18 protein-coding genes are annotated in these 20,094 nt (G+C 63.0%); 6 read left to right on the forward strand and 12 right to left on the reverse strand.

Annotation, left to right across the window (positions count from 1 at the left end; genetic code table 11):
* Nucleotides 1–3 precede the first annotated feature (3 nt).
* On the reverse strand, nt 4–1,983 hold the full coding sequence (locus tag AC1D0N_RS03490) for a long-chain-fatty-acid--CoA ligase (protein WP_477241414.1): 1,980 nt from the start codon (nt 1,981–1,983) through the stop codon (nt 4–6).
* Between the two features lie 480 nt (nt 1,984–2,463).
* Here AC1D0N_RS03490 and AC1D0N_RS03495 point away from each other — a divergent pair, with 480 nt between their 5' ends.
* Genes AC1D0N_RS03495 through AC1D0N_RS03515 form a run of 5 tightly spaced genes read left to right on the forward strand, consistent with a single transcriptional unit; the run spans nt 2,464 to nt 7,700 of the window.
* Complete coding sequence (locus AC1D0N_RS03495) at nt 2,464–4,062, forward strand: ABC transporter substrate-binding protein (protein WP_477241416.1); 1,599 nt, start codon at nt 2,464–2,466, stop codon at nt 4,060–4,062.
* A 44-nt stretch (nt 4,063–4,106) separates the two neighbouring features.
* Complete coding sequence (locus AC1D0N_RS03500; RefSeq protein ID WP_477241418.1) at nt 4,107–5,114, forward strand: ABC transporter permease subunit; 1,008 nt, start codon at nt 4,107–4,109, stop codon at nt 5,112–5,114.
* Between the two features lie 26 nt (nt 5,115–5,140).
* The gene (locus tag AC1D0N_RS03505; RefSeq protein WP_477241878.1) at nt 5,141–6,025 is read left to right on the forward strand and encodes an ABC transporter permease subunit; all 885 of its coding nucleotides are present in this window, start codon (nt 5,141–5,143) and stop codon (nt 6,023–6,025) included.
* Entirely contained in the window at nt 6,025–6,870 is an 846-nt protein-coding gene (locus tag AC1D0N_RS03510; protein ID WP_477241420.1) for an ABC transporter ATP-binding protein, read from the forward strand. The genes AC1D0N_RS03505 and AC1D0N_RS03510 overlap by 1 nt, the downstream gene beginning before the upstream one ends.
* A complete protein-coding gene (locus AC1D0N_RS03515) occupies nt 6,870–7,700 on the forward strand; it encodes a dipeptide ABC transporter ATP-binding protein (RefSeq protein ID WP_477241422.1) in 831 nt (276 codons plus the stop codon). The genes AC1D0N_RS03510 and AC1D0N_RS03515 overlap by 1 nt, the downstream gene beginning before the upstream one ends.
* A gap of 28 nt (nt 7,701–7,728) precedes the next feature.
* On the opposite strand, the gene AC1D0N_RS03520 is transcribed toward AC1D0N_RS03515, so the two are convergent.
* From AC1D0N_RS03520 to AC1D0N_RS03540, 5 genes are all read right to left on the reverse strand, one after another.
* Nucleotides 7,729–9,009 carry a cysteine desulfurase-like protein gene (locus AC1D0N_RS03520; RefSeq protein WP_477241424.1) on the reverse strand — a complete coding sequence of 427 codons (1,281 nt, stop codon included), beginning with the start codon at nt 9,007–9,009 and terminating at the stop codon, nt 7,729–7,731.
* Nucleotides 9,010–9,055: 46 nt separating this feature from the next.
* Nucleotides 9,056–9,730 (reverse strand): amino acid ABC transporter permease, encoded by a 675-nt coding sequence (locus tag AC1D0N_RS03525; protein WP_477241426.1) that lies wholly within the window; start codon nt 9,728–9,730, stop codon nt 9,056–9,058.
* A gap of 155 nt (nt 9,731–9,885) precedes the next feature.
* Nucleotides 9,886–10,683 carry an ABC transporter substrate-binding protein gene (locus AC1D0N_RS03530; protein WP_477241428.1) on the reverse strand — a complete coding sequence of 266 codons (798 nt, stop codon included), beginning with the start codon at nt 10,681–10,683 and terminating at the stop codon, nt 9,886–9,888.
* Between the two features lie 76 nt (nt 10,684–10,759).
* A complete protein-coding gene (locus AC1D0N_RS03535) occupies nt 10,760–11,956 on the reverse strand; it encodes a pyridoxal phosphate-dependent aminotransferase (RefSeq protein WP_477241880.1) in 1,197 nt (398 codons plus the stop codon).
* A 147-nt stretch (nt 11,957–12,103) separates the two neighbouring features.
* Nucleotides 12,104–12,865: an HpcH/HpaI aldolase family protein gene (locus AC1D0N_RS03540; RefSeq protein ID WP_477241430.1), complete on the reverse strand. Its 762-nt coding sequence runs from the start codon at nt 12,863–12,865 to the stop codon at nt 12,104–12,106.
* 124 nt (nt 12,866–12,989) lie between these two features.
* Between AC1D0N_RS03540 and AC1D0N_RS03545 the strand changes: the two genes are divergently transcribed.
* On the forward strand, nt 12,990–14,081 hold the full coding sequence (locus AC1D0N_RS03545; protein ID WP_477241432.1) for an LLM class flavin-dependent oxidoreductase: 1,092 nt from the start codon (nt 12,990–12,992) through the stop codon (nt 14,079–14,081).
* 1 nt (nt 14,082) lies between these two features.
* Here the strand turns inward: AC1D0N_RS03545 and AC1D0N_RS03550 are convergent, their stop codons facing one another.
* The 6 genes from AC1D0N_RS03550 to AC1D0N_RS03575 form a co-directional block, all read right to left on the reverse strand.
* Nucleotides 14,083–14,478, reverse strand: coding sequence for a RidA family protein (locus AC1D0N_RS03550; protein ID WP_477241434.1), 396 nt, complete (start codon nt 14,476–14,478; stop codon nt 14,083–14,085).
* Nucleotides 14,479–14,555: 77 nt separating this feature from the next.
* Entirely contained in the window at nt 14,556–15,704 is a 1,149-nt protein-coding gene (locus AC1D0N_RS03555) for an acyl-CoA dehydrogenase family protein (protein WP_477241436.1), read from the reverse strand.
* A complete protein-coding gene (locus AC1D0N_RS03560) occupies nt 15,704–16,516 on the reverse strand; it encodes an enoyl-CoA hydratase family protein (RefSeq protein ID WP_477241438.1) in 813 nt (270 codons plus the stop codon). Before AC1D0N_RS03560 ends, AC1D0N_RS03555 begins: the two co-directional genes overlap by 1 nt.
* Nucleotides 16,513–16,983 (reverse strand): MarR family winged helix-turn-helix transcriptional regulator, encoded by a 471-nt coding sequence (locus tag AC1D0N_RS03565; protein ID WP_477241440.1) that lies wholly within the window; start codon nt 16,981–16,983, stop codon nt 16,513–16,515. The genes AC1D0N_RS03560 and AC1D0N_RS03565 overlap by 4 nt, the downstream gene beginning before the upstream one ends.
* Complete coding sequence (locus AC1D0N_RS03570; protein ID WP_477241442.1) at nt 16,977–17,750, reverse strand: SDR family NAD(P)-dependent oxidoreductase; 774 nt, start codon at nt 17,748–17,750, stop codon at nt 16,977–16,979. Before AC1D0N_RS03570 ends, AC1D0N_RS03565 begins: the two co-directional genes overlap by 7 nt.
* Nucleotides 17,747–20,041, reverse strand: coding sequence for a bifunctional salicylyl-CoA 5-hydroxylase/oxidoreductase (locus AC1D0N_RS03575; protein ID WP_477241444.1), 2,295 nt, complete (start codon nt 20,039–20,041; stop codon nt 17,747–17,749). The genes AC1D0N_RS03570 and AC1D0N_RS03575 overlap by 4 nt, the downstream gene beginning before the upstream one ends.
* Nucleotides 20,042–20,094: the final 53 nt, after the last annotated feature.

Raw genomic sequence — 20,094 nt, forward strand, 5'->3', positions numbered from 1 at the left:
TGCCTATCCTCGCAACGCCCGCCGCAGGATCTTGCCCACCGGCGTCTTCGGCAGCTCGGTCCGGAATTCGATGTATTTTGGCCGCTTGTAGCCGGTCAGGTTCTCGCGGCAATAGGCGATCAGCGCCTCGGAGGTCAGGTTCGGGTCCTTCTTGACCACGAACAGTTTTGGCACCTCGCCCGAATGCTCGTCCGGCACGCCGATCGCCGCCACTTCGAGCACGCCCGGATGCATCGCCACGACTTCCTCGAGCTCGTTAGGATAGACGTTGAAGCCCGAGACCAGGATCATGTCCTTCTTGCGGTCGACGATCTTGGTGTAGCCGCGCTCGTCCATGAAGCCCATGTCGCCGGATTTGAAGAAACCGTCTGGAGTCATCACCTTGGCGGTCTCGTCGGGCCGGTTCCAGTAGCCGGCCATCACCTGGGGCCCGCGGATGCAGATCTCGCCGACTTCACCGAGAGGCAGATTGTTGCCGTCGTCGTCGCGGATGGCGATCTCGGTCGAGGGCAGCGGCAGTCCGATCGTGCCGGTGAAATCGCCGTCGCTGAACTTGTTGGCGGTGGCCACCGGCGACGTCTCAGACAGGCCGTAGCCCTCGGTGATCGAGTTGCCGGTCAGCGCCTTCCAGCGTTCGGCAACGCCTTTCTGCACCGCCATGCCGCCGCCCAGTGTCAGGATCAGCGGCTTGAAGTCGAGCTTGCGGAAATCCTCATTGTTGAGCAGCGCGTTGAACAGCGTGTTGAGGCCGGGAAAGATGTGGATCGGGTATTTCTGCAGCTCCTTGACGAAGCCGGGAATGTCGCGCGGGTTGGGGATGAGCACGTTCTGGGCACCTTGCTGCATGCCCATCAGCGCGTTCACCGTCAGCGCGAAGATATGGTAGAGCGGCAGCGCGCAGATGAAGTTGGGATGCGCCGGCTTTGGCTTGATCGCGTAGGCGTCGTCCATCCACAGCGTATTCTGCGCGACATTGGCCAGCACATTGCTGTGCAGCAGCGTCGCGCCCTTGGAGACGCCGGTTGTGCCGCCGGTATATTGCAGGAAGGCGACATCTCCGGCCGCCACCTTGGCGGGTTTGAAGGCGACACCCGTACCGGCCTTCAAGGCGGCGTTGAACGCGATATGGCCGGGCAGCGACCAGGCCGGCACCATCTTTTTCACGCGGCGCACGACGAAATTGACGATGGTCCCCTTCAGGCTGCCCAGCATGTCGCCCATCGTGGCGACCACGACATGCTTGACATCAGTCCTGGCGATCACGGCTTGCAAGGTGTTGGCAAAATTTTCGAGGATGACGATGGCTTGCGCACCAGAATCCTTGAGCTGGTGCTCGAGCTCGCGCGGCGTGTAGAGCGGGTTGATGTTCACCACGATGTAGCCGGCGCGCAGGATGGCCATCATCGCCACCGGATATTGCAGCACGTTCGGCATCATCAGCGCGACGCGCGCACCCTTCTGCAATCCCTTCGACTGCAGATAGGCGCCAAAGGCAGCCGACTGCCGCTCGAGTTCGGCGTAGCTGATCGACTTGCCCATGCAGATGAAAGCCGGCTGCGCGGCAAACTGTTTGCAGGCGCCCACCAGAAAGTCACCGATGGAACTGTAGGGTAGGGCGCCGATCTCGGCCGGAACGACTTTCGGATAGCTTTTGAGCCACGGCTTTTCCGGCAGTCCGGCAGTCAGCGCCGTGAGCGCCTTCGGCAACCTCTTGACCGGAGCCGCTGCCGGCTTTGCCGCCGCTTTCACCACTGGCTTGGTCGCTGCCGGTTTTGTTGCGGCTGCCGGCTTCCCAGCGGCAGGCTTGGCCACGGTTTTCGCGACGGACTTGGCGCTTGCCTTGGCAGGTGCAGTCGTCGCCTTTGGCTTGGCCGGCGCAGCTGCTTTGACGGATGAGGCTTTGGGCTTGGCCGTGGCAGCAGCAGCTTTGGGAGCTGCCTTGGCCCCCGCTTTCGCGGCCGTTGTCTTTGTTGCTTTTGCCATCCGTGCCTCCCTCGGTCGTTCCACTGCATGCTCCATGCCGCACCGCCTCTGAATGACCGAGACGTCCTCTGCTGCAGCGATGGTGCGGATTCCCTAGAGAAATCCGGCATGCAGTCTATGTATTGCGACTAGCGGCGGCCGTGCAAGTCTTGCCCCTGCGGCAGAACCGGAAAGATTTGCCGCCGAAATCTTTCCGGCGACGGGGCCTTCGAGGCCTGCTTCCCGTCATGCGGGCGACAGGGCCGGGCCTGTGGATGATTGTATTCGCGGGACTGGCGATCAATAAAAAAATGCGGTCGTTAACAATCCTGTGATTAGCAGGTTTTGCTATTTTTTTCTGAAATTGAGCAAAACAAGAGAATCATTTTCTGCTTACGGTGGGGTAGGCAAACAGGGAGTTCCAAAGCCGGGAAAACGGTGCTTATATGCGCCCTTCGCGAGCCTGCTAGAGGGGCTTGGCAGAACATCAGGGAGTGCTCAATGAAAAAGAAACTGACTTTTGCAGCCGCGTTGCTGGCTGCAAGCGTCCTCGGCGGCGTGGCCAGCGCAAAGACGCTGGTTTACTGTTCGGAGGCATCGCCGGCCAATTTCGATCCGGGTACCACGACTGGCGGCAATGATTTCGACGCCTCGTCGCGTACCGTCTATTCGCGGCTGGTCGAGTTCAAGCATGGCGGCACCGAGGTCGAGCCCGGCCTCGCCGACAAGTGGGAAATCTCGGACGACGGCCTGGTCTATACCTTCCACCTGCATCCGGGCGTGAAGTTCCAGACCACCGAGTATTTCAAGCCGACGCGCGACCTCAATGCGGACGACGTAGTCTTCTCCTTTGACCGCCAGTTCAACAAGGAAAATCCCTGGAACGGCGACAAGTATCTGCCGAACCTGACCTGGGACTACTACACCGGCATGGACATGCCGAAATACGTCGCCAAGTGGGAAAAGGTCGATGACCTGACGGTCAAGCTGACGCTGACCGAGCCGAACGCGCCGATGCTGGCCAATCTCGGCATGGACTTCGCCTCGATCGTCTCGAAGGAATATGCCGACCAGCTTCAGAAGGACGGCAAGATGGCCGACTTCTCGACCAAGCCGATCGGCACCGGCCCGTTCCAGTTCGTCGACTACCAGCTGGATTCGGTTATCCGCTATGCGGCTCACCCGGACTACTTCAAGGGCAAGGAGAAGATCGACGATCTCGTCTTCGCCATCACGCCTGACGCGACCGCCCGTATCCAGAAGGTCCTGGCCGGCGAGTGCGACATCGCTCCCTATCCGAATCCTGCCGACATCGGCACGATCAAGGCCAACGCCGACGTGACCCTGATGGATCAGGCCGGCCTGAACATCGGCTATATGAGCTACAACACGACCATCCCGCCGCTCGACAAGCCTGAGGTGCGTCACGCGCTCAACCAGGCGATCGATCGGGAATCGCTGATCAAGTCGCTGTTCCAGGATGCCGGCGCAACGCCGGCCGAAAACCTGATTCCGCCGACGATGTGGTCGTGGAACAAGGACGTGAAGTCCGACGCCTATGATCCGGAAGCTGCCAAGAAAGTGCTGGCCGCAGCCGGTCTCACGGAAATCCAGCTTTGGGCTTCCGACCGCGTTCGTCCTTACAACCCGAACTTCCAGCGTGCCGCCGAACTGATCCAGGCCGACTGGGCCAAGGTCGGCGTCAAGGCTGAGATCGTCAACTACGAGTGGACCAAGTATCGCTCGGAGGGCAAGAAGAAGGATCGTCCAGGCGCCTTCCAGATCGGCTGGACCGGCGACAATGGCGATCCGGACAACTTCTTCGCCACGCTGTTCGCCTGCTCGGCCATCGGCGTGTCGAACTACTCGAGCTGGTGCGACAAGGACTTCGAGGACCTGATCCAGAAGGCCAAGAAGACCAGCGACCAGGCTGAACGCACCAAGCTTTACGAGCAGGCTCAGGTGGTCTTCCAGAAGCAGGCTCCGGCCTTCCTTCTGGCACACAGCCAAGTCTACTCGGTCGTGCGCAAGAATGTCAGCGGCTACATGATGGATCCGCTCGGCATTCACCGCTTCGACGGCGTCGACAAAGCCGAATAAGACATTAGAGTGGGGCGGCGCGATAAAGCGCCGCCCCCTTCATCATGCTCAAATATATCCTCAACAGAATAGCACTTTTGATTCCGACGCTTATCGGCATCACCATCTGTGCTTTTGCTTTCGTCAGGCTGCTGCCTGGCGATCCCATCCTTGCCATGGCCGGCGAGCATGGCGTGTCGGCTGAGCGTTACGCCGAGCTCAAGGAACAGTTCGGCTACAATTTGCCGATCTGGCAGCAATACGCACGCTATGTCGGCGAAGTCCTGACAGGCGATTTCGGCGTTGCGATCTCCTCCAAGCGCCCGGTTCTCGAAGAGTTCAAAACCCTGTTTCCGGCAACGCTGGAACTGTCGTTCTTCGCCATGATTTTTGCCATGGCGCTGGGCATTCCGGCCGGCATATTCGCGGCGGTCAAGCGCGGCTCCTGGTTCGATCAGTCGCTGATGGGCACCGCACTCGTCGGCTATTCCATGCCGATCTTCTGGTGGGGCCTGCTGCTGATCATCTTTTTCTCCGGCTATCTCGGCTGGACGCCGGTTTCGGGCCGCATCGGCCTGCAGTACTTCTTCAAGCCGATCACCGGCTTCATGACCATCGACACATTGCTCTACGGCAAATGGGACGCGTTCCGCTCGGCATTGAGCCATCTGGTGCTGCCGACAATTGCGCTCGGCACCATCCCGCTGGCGGTGATCGCTCGCCAGACGCGCTCGGCCATGCTTGAAGTGTTGGGCGAGGACTATGTGCGGACCGCCCGTGCCAAGGGGCTGTCGTCGTCCCGCGTCATCGGCGTGCACGCGCTGCGCAATGCATTGATCCCGGTGGTCACCACCATCGGCCTGCAGGTCAGCACCCTGCTCGCCGGCGCCATCCTCACCGAAACCATCTTTGCCTGGCCGGGCATCGGCAAGTGGATGGTCGACTCCATCGGCAAGCGCGACTATGTGGTGGTGCAATCAGGCTTGCTCTTGATCGCCCTTATTGTCATGGCCGTGAACCTGATCGTCGACGTGCTCTATGCCGTCATCAACCCGCGCATACGGGCATCGTGATGAGCCAGTCAACCGAAACCGCCCCGATGGCCGCCGGCAATCCGGATAGGCTGACCGGCTTCAGGACCTTCTGGCACTATTTCTCGGTGAACCGCGGCGCCGTCATCGGCCTGTTCGTCTTCATCCTGCTGGTGATGGCCGCGATCCTTGCGCCGGTGCTGGCGCCCTATGCGCCCGATGTCCAGGACAAGACCGCGTTTCTGAGGCCTCCGGCATGGGAGGCAGGCGGCAGCGCCGAATATCTGCTCGGCACCGACGCCGTCGGCCGCGACATACTTTCCCGCCTGCTCTATGGCGCGCGCTTCTCGCTGCTGATCGGCGCCGTCGTCGTTACGCTTGCCCTGGTCGGCGGCATCACGCTCGGCCTGCTCGCCGGTTATTTCCGCGGCTGGGTCGACGTGGCGATCATGCGCGTCATGGATCTGATCCTGGCCTTTCCGTCGCTGCTGCTGGCACTGGTGCTGGTGACCATCCTGGGTCCCGGCCTGTTCAACGCCATGCTGGCGATCGCGCTGGTGCTGCAGCCGCATTTCGCCCGCCTGGTGCGCGCCGCGGTGATGGCCGAAAAGAGCCGCGAATATGTGGTCGCCGCCAAGGTTGCCGGCGCCGGCCACATTAGGCTGATGCTGCGCACCATCCTGCCCAATTGCCTCGCGCCGCTGATCGTCCAGGGCACGCTGTCCTTCTCCAACGCAATCCTCGAGGCGGCTGCGCTCGGCTTCCTCGGCCTTGGCGCCCAGCCGCCGACGCCGGAGTGGGGAACCATGCTTGCCACGGCGCGCGAATTCATCCTGCGCGCCTGGTGGGTGGTGACCTTCCCCGGCCTCGCCATCCTCATCACCGTGCTCGCCATCAATTTGATCGGCGACGGCCTGCGCGACGCACTCGATCCAAAACTCAGGAGATCGTGATGGCGCTGCTCGACATCCAGAACCTCGTCGTCGAATTCCAGACCGCGTCGGGCCCGTTCCGTGCGGTCGACGGTGTCTCGCTCCATGTCGAAGAGCGCGAGGTGCTCGCCATTGTCGGCGAATCCGGCTCCGGCAAGTCGGTGTCGATGCTGGCGGTGATGGGCCTGTTGCCGTGGACCGCAACGGTCACCGCCGACAGGATGAGCTTCAATGGCCGCGACCTCCTGAAGCTGAGTCCGGCCGAGCGCCGCAAGATCGTCGGCAAGGACATGTCGATGATCTTCCAGGAGCCGATGGCCAGCCTCAATCCGTGCTTCACGGTTGGCTTCCAGATTGAGGAAGTGCTGCGCTTCCATATGGGCATGGACGGTGCGCAACGCCGGGAGCGCGCCATCGAGCTTTTGACGCAAGTCGGCATTGCTGAGCCGGCGGAACGGCTGAACTCCTTCCCGCACCAGATGTCGGGCGGCCAGTGCCAGCGCGTCATGATCGCCATCGCCATCGCCTGCAATCCGAAGCTTTTGATCGCCGACGAGCCGACCACCGCACTCGACGTCACCATCCAGAAGCAGATCCTCGACCTGCTGGTCTCGCTGCAGGTCAAATACGGCATGGGCCTGATCATGATCACCCACAATATGGGCGTCGTCGCCGAGACCGCCGACCGCGTCATCGTTCAGTACAAGGGCCGCAAGATGGAAGAGGCCGACGTGCTGTCGCTGTTCGAGTCGCCAAAGAGCAACTACACGCGTGCGCTCCTGTCGGCCCTGCCGGACAACGCTGTCGGCGACCGTCTGCCGACTGTCTCAGACATGCTGTTCGAACCGGCCGCCGGAGTCGCCTGATGAGCATCAAGGTCGTCGAAGGCAAGGACATCAAGCGCGACTATCACGTCGGCGGCGGCCTGTTTCGCGGGCAGCGCACCGTGCATGCCGTCAAGGGCGTTTCCTTCAGTGTCGACAAGGGCAAGACGCTGGCCATTGTCGGCGAGAGCGGCTGCGGCAAGTCCACGCTTGCCCGCATCATCACGCTGATCGATCCGGCAACGTCGGGCGAGCTTTTCATCGACGGCAACAAGGTCGATATCGCCAGGAACGGCCTGACCAAGGAGATGCGCCGCAAGGTGCAGATCGTCTTCCAGAATCCATACGGGTCGCTTAATCCGCGCCAGAAGATCGGCGATGTGCTCGGCGAACCACTGCTCATCAACACCGACAAGCCGGCCGAAGAGCGGCGCGACCTGGCCATGAAGATGCTGAAGAAAGTCGGCCTCGGCACCGAGCACTACAATCGCTATCCGCACATGTTCTCGGGCGGTCAGCGCCAGCGCATCGCCATTGCCCGCGCGCTGATGCTGAACCCGAGCCTGCTGGTTCTGGACGAGCCGGTCTCGGCACTCGATCTGTCGGTACAGGCACAGGTGTTGAACCTGCTCGCCGACCTGCAGGACGAGTTCCAGCTGACCTATGTCTTCATCAGCCACGACCTGTCCGTGGTGCGCTACATCGCCGACGACGTGATGGTGATGTATTTCGGTGAAGCGGTCGAATATGGCTCGCGCGAAGAGGTCTTTGCCGACCCCAAGCACCCCTATACGAAGACGCTGTTCGCCGCGACGCCGCGCGCCGACGTCGCCTCGATCAAGGCGAGACTGGCGAAGAAGGCGGCGGCCTGACCGGAAGGTCAGGCACGCCGCATTCCAGTCACGACAGCTTGGCGATGATGGCGCGCAGCGCCTCGCCGAAGCGCCTGATCTCGTCCACCGTGTTGTAGTGCACCAGCGAGGCGCGGATGGCGCCGCTGTCCATCGAGAGGTTGAGCCGTTTCATCAGCCGCGGCGCGTACATGTGGCCGTCGCGGATGCCGATCTGCATTTCGGCCATTTCTTCGACCATCCGCTGCGGCGACAGCTTGCCGATGTTGAAGCAGAAGGTCGGCACGCGCTCATCGATGCGGGCCTCGTCGGCGACGCCGTAGATGGTGGCGCCGCAATCCTTGAGCACGGCCAGCATCTCGCGCGCCAGCACCAGCTCGTAATCGCGGATGGCGCCCATGCCGGCGACGATGTTGTCGCGCCGCGAGCGGTTGTTGGATGGCGCAAGATTGCGGCCGATCAGTTCCAGATACTGCACGGCGGCATCCATGCCGGAGACGTTCTCGTAGATGAAGGTACCGGCCTCGACCTTGTAGGGCGGCTCGTCGGGGATGAAATCCTCGCGAAAGGTCGGCAGCCGCTTCAGTGTCTCGAAGCGACCCCACAGGAAGCCCATATGCGGCGAGAAGTTCTTGTAGCCGGAGCAGACGAGGTAATCGCAATCCCAGGCCTGCACGTCGATCAACCCGTGCGGGCCGTAATGCACGCAGTCGAGGAACACTTCGGCGCCGGCCGCGTGCGCGATCCTGGCCACTGACGCGACATCGACGATCGAGCCGATCGAGTGCGCCGTCACCGTGCAAGCGACAAGCCTTGTGCGGTCGGAGACCAGGGGCTTGAGGTCGTCGACATGCAGATTGCCGTCCTCACGCATGCGCCACCACTTGAACTTGGCGCCGGCGGACTCCAGCGCCAGCCATGTCGCGATGTTGGCGTCGTGGTCCATGTCGGTGATGACGATCTCGTCGCGCTCCTGCAGCATCTGGCCGATGCCGAGGCTGACGAGACGGATGAAGGAGGTGGCGTTCATGCCGAAGCAGATTTCGGCCGGGCTGTAGGCGTTTATCAGCAGCGCTACGCTTTCCCGCGCATCGGCGACCGACTGGTCGACAGTGACGCTTCGGCCATAACGGCCGCCGCGCTGCACATTGTGCGCGACCAGATGGTTGGTCACCGCGTCGAGCACGCTTTGCGGGATCTGCGCGCCGGCGGCATTGTCCAGGAAGATGAAGTCGCCGGCCCGCTGCAACGCGGGGAACATGGCGCGGATGGCTTCGACGGGGAACGCGCCGGCGGCGTCGCTCGCATTGTCGGTCTGGTGCTTGTTCAAGGTCGTCTCCTGCGCAAGTGCTTTGCAGATGGAAATTGTGGCGAGGTCAGCGCGTCTTTTCGGTTTTGAAGCGGCGTTCCAGCAGGCTGACGAGGCGGACCATCGGCCAAAGGAAGATGAGATAGACCAGTGCCGCGCCGATCAGCGGCGAGGGATTGGCGTAGAGCGACTGCGCGTTGGTCGCTTCCTTCAAGAGTTCCGGCAGCGCCACGGTGGATGCCAGCGAAGTGTCCTTGAACATCGAGACGCAGTTGCTGGTCATCGGTGGAATGACGACGCGGATCGCCTGCGGCAGCACCACCTTGCGCAAGGTCAGCAGGAACGGCAGGCCGAGCGCGTTTGCCGCCTCGAACTGGCCGATTGGAATGCTTTCGATGCCGGAGCGGAACACTTCGCTCGAATAGGCCGACATGATGATGGCAAACGCTGTCACTGCGGAGGTCCAGGACGACAGGCGTATGCCGAGGAAGGGCAGCGCATAATAGATCAGGATCAGCACGACCAGCACCGGCAACGCGCGAAAGATGTCGGTGTAGCCAATCGCCAGCCAGCGCAGCGGCTTTGGCGCATAGAGCCGCACCAGGCTGATCACCAGGCCGACGGGGATACCGATGCCGATGCTGAGCAGTCCGAGCAGCAGCGTGTTCAGGAAGCCACGCAGCAACGCCGGCAGGCTGGACATGATGACATCGGGGTTGAAGAAGGTGTCCAGCAGCGACATGGGAGCATTCCCGAAACGGTTGGCGTCCCGCGACGCTAAAGCATGATCCCGGAAACCGAAATCGGTTTCCGGGGAGGGTCATGCGCGAAAATCGAAGGACGCCGTCAAATCGTGCCGGCCTGGAAAGCCGGCGCGGTTCAAACGAAAACTGCCGCTCAGCCCTTCGGCAGCGGCAGTTCCTTGACGGTCGAGGAATCGGCCGGTGCATCGCTGCCGAACCACTTCTTGTGTATCGCGGCGATCGTGCCGTCCTTCTTCATCGTGGTCAGCGCGTCGTTCAGCTTGCCGAGCAGCGGGTGGTCCTTGGTCATCATCAGGCCGTACTGTTCGCCGGTCTTGATGCGCTCCTTCACGGTGAGGTCCTTCATCTTGGTGAAGGAGTATTCCATGCCCGGAATGTCGCTGACGGCGGCGTCGACGCGGCCGGCGCTGAGATCGAGCAGCAGGTTCTGCTGCGTGTCGTAGCCCTTCACATCGCTGAACCCGTCGGCCGCCTGGTGCTCCTTAACCCAGGTCTCGCCGGTCGAGCCGGACAGCACGCCGATGATCTTGCCCTTGAGGTCGGCCTCGGTGTTGATCGCGCTGTCGGTCTTGGTGGCGATGCCCATGTCGGAATCATAATAGGGCTGGGTGAACGACTGCGACTTCAGCCGCTCCGGCGTGATGGTGATCGACGAGATGGCGACATCGATGCGCTTTGAGGTGGTGGCGGCAAACAGCGCCTGGAATCCGAGGTCGGCAATTTCCGTGGTCATGCCGACGCGCTTTGCCGCTTCGTTGACGATGTCGACTTCAAAACCCTCGAACGTGCCGCTCTCGTTCTTGTATTCGAAGGGCGGATTGGTCGGGTAGGCGCCGACATTGAGCACATCGGCCGCGAAGGCGGTGGCGGGGCCGGCAGCGATGCCGATCGTGGCCGCGAGAAGAAGCAGGTTACGACGAGTGAGGCTCATTTTTGTTCCCTCTGGTTGTTGATCGGGCGGGTTTGCTCCCGCACGGTTTTTTGCCGCCCCGCTTTTGGGCAGGGCGTCAATTCATGGCAGCGGTCATGCGGTCGAGCGCAGTCGCTAACTGGTCGCGGTCGCGGCAGACACACATGCGCAGGAAGGCCGTCGCCGAACTTCCGAACAGATGGCCGGGCGCCAGCCCGACGCGTGCCGTCTCCAGGATCTTGGCGCAGGCGCGGCGCGCGTCGTCTTCGCCTTCCATGGCAAAGAACGCATACATGCCGCCGCGCGGTTTTGTCGGCAGCACGATACCCGGGATCTCAGCCAGCCTGTCATAGGCGAGGTCGAGACCGGTCTTGATCCGCTGCCTGATCTCCTCGACCAGCGGCTCGCCCTGGCGGATCGCCGCGACGGCACCGGCCTGGATGGGGGCGGCCGTGCCACTGTTGATATACTGGCTCATGGCGCCGAGCTGGTCGGCGACACCGGAGGGATGCGTCAGCCAGCCGACGCGCCAGCCGGTCATTGCCCAGGCCTTCGAGAAGCTGTTGACCGACAGCACCCGGTCGCCGTCCTCGGCGATCTGCAGCACCGAAGGCGCCACAACGCTGTCGAAATAGAGCCGGCCATAAACCTCGTCGGAGATGATCCAGATGCCGGTGCGCCGGCTGAAATCGAGCAGAGCCTGCATCTCCTCGCGCGATGCGGTCCAGCCGGTTGGATTGGACGGCGTCGACAGGAAGATCGCCCGCGTGCGCGCATCGCAAGTCGCAAACAGCCGGTCGAGATCGAGCTTCCAGTCGCCCTTGAAATCGAGGGAAAACGGCCGCGGCTCGCCACCGATCAGATGGATGGCGTTGTGAATGTTGGGCCATTGCGGCGCGACATAGACGACGTTGGTGCCGGTATCGACCAGCAGCTCCAGCGCCAGGTACAGCGCCTGCATGCCGCCCGGCGTCACCGTGGTGCGGGCGATCGGGATCGGCCGTCCGTGGAGGCGCGTCTGATACTCCGACAGCGCTTCATTTAACGGACCGTGGCCGCGCATGTTGGGAACGTAGAAGGTCAGGCCTTCATCGAACGCCTGCTTGGCCGCGTCGCGGATGAAGGCCGGCGTCACCATGTCGCCTTCGCCGTACCAGAGCGCGATCACGTCGCCCAGTTCACGCGCACGCACGGCAAGGTTGGCGATGTTTTCGGTATGCAGGTCGCGAATTTGGGCGCGCACGCCATCGAAAGCGTAACGCGCGCTGGCCAGAGACGATGACTGGGGCAGCATGAACGACAAGGACTGAACCTCGCACCCTGAACGCCTCGACTGGACCGCCGGCAAGCCCGTCCGGCACGGCAGTCACGATCGATATTGAATGCTTATCCAAAGCGTCGGACATTTCAAGACAAAAGTTTTAAGCTTAAAAAGTTTCCGTTAAGCCAGCTCATCGCGTGCCGCGGCATAGTTGGCGGCAGCGCCGGCGCCGAGAAACATTGTGTCGCTGGCCAGGATGAAAAAGCTGGCGCCAATGGCTGCCCATTGGCCGACAGGCTGCGGGCTGGCGCAAAATATGCCGGCGGCCTTGCCGTGAGCGATCGTCACGCCGATGATCGTCCGGATCGCCGCATTGAGCTTGTCGGCGCCTTTCGGGCCGATTGCATCGATCGACACCGAGAGGTCTCCAGGACCGACGAAGATCACGTCAACGCCGTCCACGGCTGCAATCGCCTCGATATTGGCAAGACCTTCGGCGGTTTCGACCTGGACCGCGACAACGGTCCTGGCATTGGCGGCAGCGAGATATTGCGGGATGCGGTAGCCATAGCCGGCGGCCCGGCCGGGCCCGACGCCTCGCTCGCCCTCAGGCGGATAGCGCGAGGCCTTCACCGCCGCCTGGGCCTGGGCAGCCGTCGAGATGCGCGGGATGAGCACGCCTTGCGCACCGCTGTCGAGTGCGGCGGCGATCGCTTCCGGCTGGTGCCCGGGGACGCGCACAATGGCCGGCACGCGATGGCTATCGGCGGCCCGCACCATGTTCTCGATCGTGTCCCTGGAGATCTGGGCATGCTCCCAGTCGATGCAAAGGAAATCGAGACCGGCCATCGCCATCACTTCCACCGCAACGGCGTGCGGTATGGCGGCGAACGAGCCGACGAGGTTTTGCTTGGCCGTGCATTTCTGGCGGAACTCGCTCATGCCGATCCCCTTTTTTGTCCGGTCCAAATCCATAGCCGCAAACCAGAGCCGAGCGAAGCTATTTCAGGCTTGAAATATTTTCCCGCGGCCGTAGCCTGCCGTCTCCCGCAGCGAGTTTTCAGACATGATCAAAGCGCATCCTCTGCACGGCCCGAACCGGTTGAAGCTCGGCGTCTTTTCGACCAATGCCGATGGCGGCCTTGCCATTACCGATGTGCCGGAACGCTGGACGGCAAGCTGGCAGGACAATCTGACGGCAGCCCGGATCGCCGACCGCGCCGGTCTGGAGTTCATGCTGCCGATCGCGCGCTGGCGCGGTTTTGGCGGCCGCAACAAGGTGCGCGAATGGTCGTTCGAGACTTTTACCTGGGCTGCGGCCCTTGCCGTGGCGACCGAACAGATTGGCCTGTTCATGACCGTGCATGTGCCGCTCGTGCATCCGCTCTACGCCGCCAAGGCACTGGCGACGGTCGACCACATCAGCCAGGGCCGCGCCGGCCTCAACATCGTATGCGGCTGGAACCCGAAGGAATTCGGCATGTTCGGCACGCCTTTGGTCGAGAAAGGCTACGACCAGGCGGCCGAATGGATCGAAATCCTCGAAAAACTGTACGCCTCGGACCAGCCGCTCGACTACGAAGGCACCTATTATCACCTGAAAGAGGCGGTGAGCCGCCCGGCCAGTCTACAAGCTCCACGCCCGGTGACCATGAATGCCGCTTTCGGCGGTCCGGGCCGGGATTTCGCCGCCGCCCAATGTGATTACCTGTTCACAACCTTTTCCGAAATGAGCGATGCCGGCAAGCACGTCGCCGATATCAGTGAGCGAGCCGACAAGGTGGGCCGTGATGTCGGCGTCTACACCGTGGCGCATGTCGTCTGCCGCCCGACGATGGAAGAGGCACAGGCCTACTACACCCGCTATGCGGTCGAGATGGCCGACCACGACGCGGTCGATGCCCACATGGCGGGCAAGAAGGAATTCTCGCAGTCGCACGACCCGCATGCCTATGACCGCTACCGCCAGCGCTTTGCCGGCGGCGCCGGCACTTATCCCCTGATCGGAACGCCGGAAACGATCGCCGCCGACATGGTCGCCATTGCCGGGCATGGCTATCAGGGAATTGCGCTGTCCTTCGTCAACTACACGCAAGAACTGCCCTATTTCTGCGACCGCGTGCTGCCGCTTCTGAAACAGGCAGGCCTTCGCGGATAATTCACTCAGGGATGACCGCGGTAGCCTGGATCTCGACCTTGGCGCGGTCCTCGACCAGCGCCATCACCTGCATGGCGGCCATGGCCGGAAAATGCCGTCCGATCACCTCGCGATAGGCCTCGCCAACGCCTTTGAGGTTGGCCAGATATTCGGCCTTGTCGGTAAAATACCAGGTCATCGAGGTGATGTGCTGTGGCTCGGCGCCGGCCTCGGCCAGCACGGCGACGATGTTTTCAAGTGTCTGCCGCACCTGGCCGGCGAAATCATCGGTCTCGAACTGGCATTGCCCGTTCCAGCCGACCTGGCCGCCGACGAAGACCAGCCGCCCACGCGCCGCGACGCCGTTGGCGTAGCCGACAGGTTTTGCCCAGCCTTCCGGCTGCAGGATGGTGTGCATGTCTGGCCTCCCGATATTCAATCTGCTTCTAAAATGTCCGGTTCGAAAACGGTCTCGTCTAAATCTTCTGAGCTGCCTCAGGCCGCGCCCATCACTTGCCGTGCTATCACCACCTTCTGCACGTCCGACGCGCCCTCATAGATGCGCAGCGCGCGGATCTCGCGATACAGGCTTTCGACGATATGACCTTTGCGAACTCCGTCGCCGCCATGCAACTGCACGGCCTTGTCGATCACCTCTTGCGCGCGGTCTGTCGCGTATAGTTTCGCCATGGCCGCCTCGCGCGTCACCCGCGGTGCCCCCATGTCCTTGGTCCAGGCGGCGCGGTAGACAAGCAAGGCAGCGGCATCGACATCGAGCGCCATGTCGGCGATGTGGCCCTGCACCATCTGCAGCTCGGCCATCGGCGCGCCGAACAATTCGCGCTCGGCCACCCTGGCGATGCTTTCATCGAGCGCCCGGCGGGCAAAGCCCAGGGCGGCGGCACCCACCGTCGAGCGGAACACGTCGAGCACCGACATGGCGATGCGAAAGCCATCGCTGGGCTTGCCGATCAGCGCCGAGGCTGGAACGCGGACGTTGTCGAAGGACAGGCGCGCCAGCGGATGCGGTGCAATCACCTCGATGCGCTCGGCGATGCTCAACCCCTTGGTTTCGGCCGGCACGATGAAAGCGGAAAGCCCCTTGGCGCCCGGCGCCTCGCCGGTGCGGGCGAAGACGACATAGAGGTCGGCGATGCCGCCATTGGAGATCCAAGTCTTTTCGCCGGAGAGAACATAGCTATCGCCGTCACGGACGGCTTCCATCTCCATATTGGCGACATCCGAACCCGAGCGTGGTTCCGACAAGGCAAAGGCCGAAATCGCCTTGCCGGCGCGCGTTTTCGCCAGCCATTGCTGCTGCTGCGGTGTGCCGAACAGGCTGAGCGCGCCGGTGCCGAGCCCTTGCATGGCGAAAGCGAAGTCGGCCAGCCCGTCATGCCGTGCCAGCGTCTCGCGGGTGATGCATAGGGTTCGCACGTCGAGTGGCCCAGGGGTTTCCGTGTCGATCGCCGTCGGCTTCAGCCAGCCGTCTTGGCCGAGCTTCGCCACCAGTTCGCGACAAGCGGCATCGACATCATGGTGATCGACCGGCAGGTTCTTGGCGCACCATGCGTCCAGCCGCTCGGCCAGCTCGCGGTGGCGGTCCTCGAAGAACGGCCAGTTGAGGAAACTCTTGTCGGCCATCAATTGCCCTCGAACACCGGTTTTCCCTTGGCGACGAAGGCCTTGTAGGCGCGCTCGAAATCGCGCGTCTGCATGCAGATCGCTTGCGCTTGCGCTTCCGCTTCGATCGCCTGGTCGAGCCCCATCGACCATTCCTGGTTCAACTGCGTCTTGGTGATGCCGTGGGCGAAGGTCGGGCCGGAAACAATGCGCTCCGCCATGTCGAGTGCGTCGGCCTCGAGTGCCGCCGCATCGACCAGCCGGTTGTAGAACCCCCAACGCTCGCCTTCAGCCGCCGTCATTGTCCGGCCGGTGTAAAGCAATTCGGCGGCGCGGCCCTGGCCGATGATGCGCGGCAGGATCGCGCAGGCGCCCATATCGCAGCCGGCAAGGCCGACGCGGGTGAACAGGAACGCGGTCTTGGCTTCCGGCGTGGCGATGCGGATATCGGACGCCATGGCGATGATGGCGCCGGCGCCGACCGCCACACCGTCGACCGCCGAAATTATCGGCTTGCCGCAATTCAGCATCGCCTTGACGAAATCGCCGGTCATGCGGGTGAAGGCGAGCAGTTCCTTCATGTCCATCTTGACCAGCGGCCCGATAATGTCGTGCACATCCCCGCCGGAGCAGAAATTGCCGCCATTGGACAGGAACACCACGGCATCGACATCGTCGGCATAGACGAGGTCGCGAAAAGTGTCGCGCAATTCGGCATAGCTCTCGAACGTCAGCGGGTTCTTGCGCTCCGGCCGGTCGAGCCGGACCTTGGCGATTTTGCCTTCGACCTGCCAGAGGAAATGCTTCGGCTTGCGGCCTGCCAAATCGGTCATTCCCTGCCCTCCCAATTGCTGCGGAACGAGGTCAGCATGCCGGTCAGCCGGCGTGCTTCATCCTCGCTGACATTGCCCAGCAGCTCGGCGATCCATGTCTCATGCGCGGCAGCGATGATGCCGAAGGCTTTCGAGCCTTCCTCGGTCAGCCGCACCATCGAGGTGCGGCGGTCGCCATTGCGGCGCGCGCGGGCCACCAGCCCTTCCGAAACCAGCCGGTCGACGATGCCGGTGACATTGCCGTTGGACACCAGCAGGAAGCGCGACAGGTCGCTCATCAGCATGCCTTCCGGCACGCGGTAGAGCGCCGCCATCACGTCGAAACGCGGCAGCGTCGTGTTGAATTCTTTTTTCAGACGCTCGCGCAGTTCGGCTTCGATGGTGCGGGATGCCCGCAGCAGCCTTATCCACAGCCGCAGCCGGTCCTTGCCGTGTCCTGAAGGGGTGGGCAGGGGACCTGCTACCATGTCTCGCCTCCTGAAATCGAGATCGTCTGCCCGGTGATCGAGCGGGCGGCATCGCCGCACAGCCAAAGCACCGCGGCGGCGACTTCCTCCGGCTGGATGAAGCGGCCTTGCGGATTGGTCGAGGCGAGGCTCGTCCGTGCGTCCTCGACCGAGCGGCCGGTCTTGTCGATGATGCGCTGGACGGATGCCTCCAGCATGTCGGTTTCGACGAAGCCCGGGCAAACGGCGTTGACGGTCACCCCAGTTTTGACGGTCTCGGCGGCAAGCGCCCGCATCAGCCCGACGACGCCGTGCTTGGCGGCAACGTATGCTGCGACATACGGATAACCTTTCAGCCCGGCGGTGGAGGCGACGAAGACGATGCGACCCGCCTTGCGCGCGGCCATACCGGCCAACGCCGGCTTCACCGTCAGGAACGCACCGGTGAGATTGACGTCGAGCGTGCGCTGCCAGTCGCTGAGCGCGGTTCTGTGCGCCGGTGCGCTGCCGGACATACCGGCATTGGCGACGACGATGTCGAATGGTCCGCGTGCGGCTTCCGCCTGGCTGTAGAGCGACGCCATCGAGGCTTCGTCGGTGACGTCTGCGGCGATGCCGAAGATACGGCTGCTTTCCTTGGCCACCTTGGCGAGCTCCGCCTCGCGCCGGCCGCAGATGGTCACGTCGATGCCGGCGCCGGCCAGCGCCAATGCGATCGCCCGGCCAACGCCGGAGCCGCCGCCGGTGACCAGCGCATGCCTGCCAGCGATGGCTGCGGCGCCGCTCATACTTTCAACCCCGCAGCCGCATCGCGTTCGGCCAGCCGGTAGATCTGGTCGCGGCCTGGCAAATAGGGATCCGGCCATTTGACGCCGCGGTCGCCGAGCGTGACGGCGGCATGCAGCGTCCAGTAGGGATCGGCGAGATGCGGCCTTGCCAGCGCCACCAGGTCGGCGCGGCCGGCCATCAGAATCGAATTGACGTGGTCGGGTTCGTAGATGTTGCCGACCGCCATCGTCGCCATGCCGACCTCATTGCGGATGCGGTCGGAAAACGGCGTCTGGAACATGCGGCCATAGACAGGCTTTGCCAGCGCCGATGTCTGGCCGGCTGAGACGTCGCAAATGTCGACGCCGGCCTCATGCAACAGCCGTGCGATCTCGACCGCGTCGGCAGGCGTCACGCCTTCGATGCCGACCCAGTCATTGGCCGAGATGCGCATCGAGATCGGCTTTTCCGAGGGCCACACGGCGCGCACCGCATGGAAGATCTCCAGCGGATAACGCATGCGGTTTTCCAGCGAACCGCCATAGGCGTCGGTGCGTCGGTTGGTGACCGGTGTGATGAAGGACGACAGCAGATAGCCGTGTGCGGCATGGATTTCGAGCATGTCGAAGCCGCCACGCTCGGCCATCTCGGCCGAGGCTACGAACTGGTCTCGCACGCGGTCCATGTCGGCGCGGTCCATCGCCTTCGGCACCTGGTTCTCAGGCGACCAGGCGACAGCCGATGCCGCCATCACCGGCCAGTTGCCGGACGGCAGCGGCACGTCGGTGCCTAACCAGCCGAGCCGGGTCGAGCCCTTGGCGCCGGAATGGCCGATCTGGGCGCAGATCTTCGCCTCTGTCTCGGTGTGGACGAAATCGACCAGCCGCTTCCACGCGACTTCATGCTCTGGTGCGTAGAATCCGGGGCAGCCAGGCGTGATCCGACCTTCCGGGCTGACGCAGGTCATCTCGATATAGAGCAGGCCGGCGCCGCCCTTGGCACGCTCGGCATAGTGGGCGAAATGCCAGTCGGTCGGACAGCCGTCGACGGCCTTGTACTGCGCCATCGGCGAGACGACGATGCGGTTGGCGAGCGCCATGTCGCGCAGCTTGAACGGCGCGAACATCGGCGCGCGGCGCAAGCTGTTGCCGCCGGCGCCGGCCTGGCGCTGGAACCATTCTTCGGCGCCGGCCAGCCATTCCGCATCGCGCAGCCGCAAATTCTCGTGGCTGATTCGTTGTGACCGCGTCAGCAGCGAGTAATTGAACTGGACCGGATCGAGGCCGAGATAGCGCTCGACTTCCTCGAACCATTCGAGCGAATTGCGCGCCGCCGACTGCAGCTTCAGCACCTCGGTGCGGCGCGCATCCTCATATTTACGAAACGCCGCTTCGAGGTCGGGCTCGGACTCGACATAGTCTGCCAGCGCCACAGCACTTTCCAGCGCCAGCTTGGTGCCGGAGCCGATCGAGAAATGCGCCGATGCCGCCGCATCGCCCATCAGCGCCAGGTTCTGATAGGACCAGCGCTCGCACAGCACGCGCGGGAAATTGATCCAGGCCGAACCCCTTATGTGGTTGGCATTGGTCATCAGCGCGTGGCCGCCAAGGTGCTTGGCGAAGATGCGCTCGCAGACGGTGATCGATTCCTGCTGCGACATCGAACCGAAGCCGAAACCAGCCCAGGTCTGTTCGCTGCATTCGACGATGAAGGTCGCGGTATCGCTGTCGAACTGGTAGGCGTGCGCCCACACCCAGCCATGCTCCGTCTTCTCGAAGATAAAGGTGAAGGCGTCGTCGAATTTCTGCTCGGTGCCCAGCCAGACGAACTTGCATTTGCGGGTGTCGATGTCGGGCTTGAACACGTCGACGAAAGTGTTGCGGGCTCTCGAGTTCAGCCCGTCGGCGGCAACGACGAGATCGTACGTTTCCATATAAGGCTTGGGATCGGCGATGTCGGTCTCGAAGTTGAGTTTGACGCCGAGTTCGCGCGCCCGCCTTTGCAACAGGACGAGCAGCCGCTTGCGGCCGATGCCGCAGAAACCATGGCCGGTCGAGACGGTGCGCACACCGTCATGGATGACGGCGATGTCGTCCCAATAGGCGAAGTGCTTCTTGATCCAGACGGCACTGACCGGATCGTTCCGGGTCAGATTGTCGAGCGTCTCGGCCGACAGCACGACGCCCCAGCCGAACGTGTCGTCGGCGCGATTGCGCTCGAACACCGTCACCTCGTGCGCGGCGTCCCTGAGTTTCATCGAGATGGCAAAGTAGAGGCCGGCAGGTCCACCGCCGAGAACCGCAACCTTCATGCCTGCGATCTCCCCTTCGCTTCCGGGTCGCCGGCAAGGCCGGCGATCTCGAC

The sequence above is a fragment of the Mesorhizobium sp. P2_E10 genome, assembly GCF_056404235.1.

Excerpts from the sequence above, each read along its gene's own strand:
- AC1D0N_RS03490 (WP_477241414.1), bottom strand. The coding sequence starts at position 1,983 with ATGGCAAAAGCAACAAAGACAACGGCCGCGAAAGCGGGGGCCAAGGCA.
- AC1D0N_RS03495 (WP_477241416.1), top strand. The coding sequence starts at position 2,464 with ATGAAAAAGAAACTGACTTTTGCAGCCGCGTTGCTGGCTGCAAGCGTC.
- AC1D0N_RS03500 (WP_477241418.1), top strand. The coding sequence starts at position 4,107 with ATGCTCAAATATATCCTCAACAGAATAGCACTTTTGATTCCGACGCTT.
- AC1D0N_RS03505 (WP_477241878.1), top strand. The coding sequence starts at position 5,141 with ATGGCCGCCGGCAATCCGGATAGGCTGACCGGCTTCAGGACCTTCTGG.
- AC1D0N_RS03510 (WP_477241420.1), top strand. The coding sequence starts at position 6,025 with ATGGCGCTGCTCGACATCCAGAACCTCGTCGTCGAATTCCAGACCGCG.
- AC1D0N_RS03515 (WP_477241422.1), top strand. The coding sequence starts at position 6,870 with ATGAGCATCAAGGTCGTCGAAGGCAAGGACATCAAGCGCGACTATCAC.
- AC1D0N_RS03525 (WP_477241426.1), bottom strand. The coding sequence starts at position 9,730 with ATGTCGCTGCTGGACACCTTCTTCAACCCCGATGTCATCATGTCCAGC.
- AC1D0N_RS03530 (WP_477241428.1), bottom strand. The coding sequence starts at position 10,683 with ATGAGCCTCACTCGTCGTAACCTGCTTCTTCTCGCGGCCACGATCGGC.
- AC1D0N_RS03535 (WP_477241880.1), bottom strand. The coding sequence starts at position 11,956 with ATGCTGCCCCAGTCATCGTCTCTGGCCAGCGCGCGTTACGCTTTCGAT.
- AC1D0N_RS03540 (WP_477241430.1), bottom strand. The coding sequence starts at position 12,865 with ATGAGCGAGTTCCGCCAGAAATGCACGGCCAAGCAAAACCTCGTCGGC.
- AC1D0N_RS03545 (WP_477241432.1), top strand. The coding sequence starts at position 12,990 with ATGATCAAAGCGCATCCTCTGCACGGCCCGAACCGGTTGAAGCTCGGC.
- AC1D0N_RS03550 (WP_477241434.1), bottom strand. The coding sequence starts at position 14,478 with ATGCACACCATCCTGCAGCCGGAAGGCTGGGCAAAACCTGTCGGCTAC.
- AC1D0N_RS03555 (WP_477241436.1), bottom strand. The coding sequence starts at position 15,704 with ATGGCCGACAAGAGTTTCCTCAACTGGCCGTTCTTCGAGGACCGCCAC.
- AC1D0N_RS03560 (WP_477241438.1), bottom strand. The coding sequence starts at position 16,516 with ATGACCGATTTGGCAGGCCGCAAGCCGAAGCATTTCCTCTGGCAGGTC.
- AC1D0N_RS03565 (WP_477241440.1), bottom strand. The coding sequence starts at position 16,983 with ATGGTAGCAGGTCCCCTGCCCACCCCTTCAGGACACGGCAAGGACCGG.
- AC1D0N_RS03570 (WP_477241442.1), bottom strand. The coding sequence starts at position 17,750 with ATGAGCGGCGCCGCAGCCATCGCTGGCAGGCATGCGCTGGTCACCGGC.
- AC1D0N_RS03575 (WP_477241444.1), bottom strand. The coding sequence starts at position 20,041 with ATGAAGGTTGCGGTTCTCGGCGGTGGACCTGCCGGCCTCTACTTTGCC.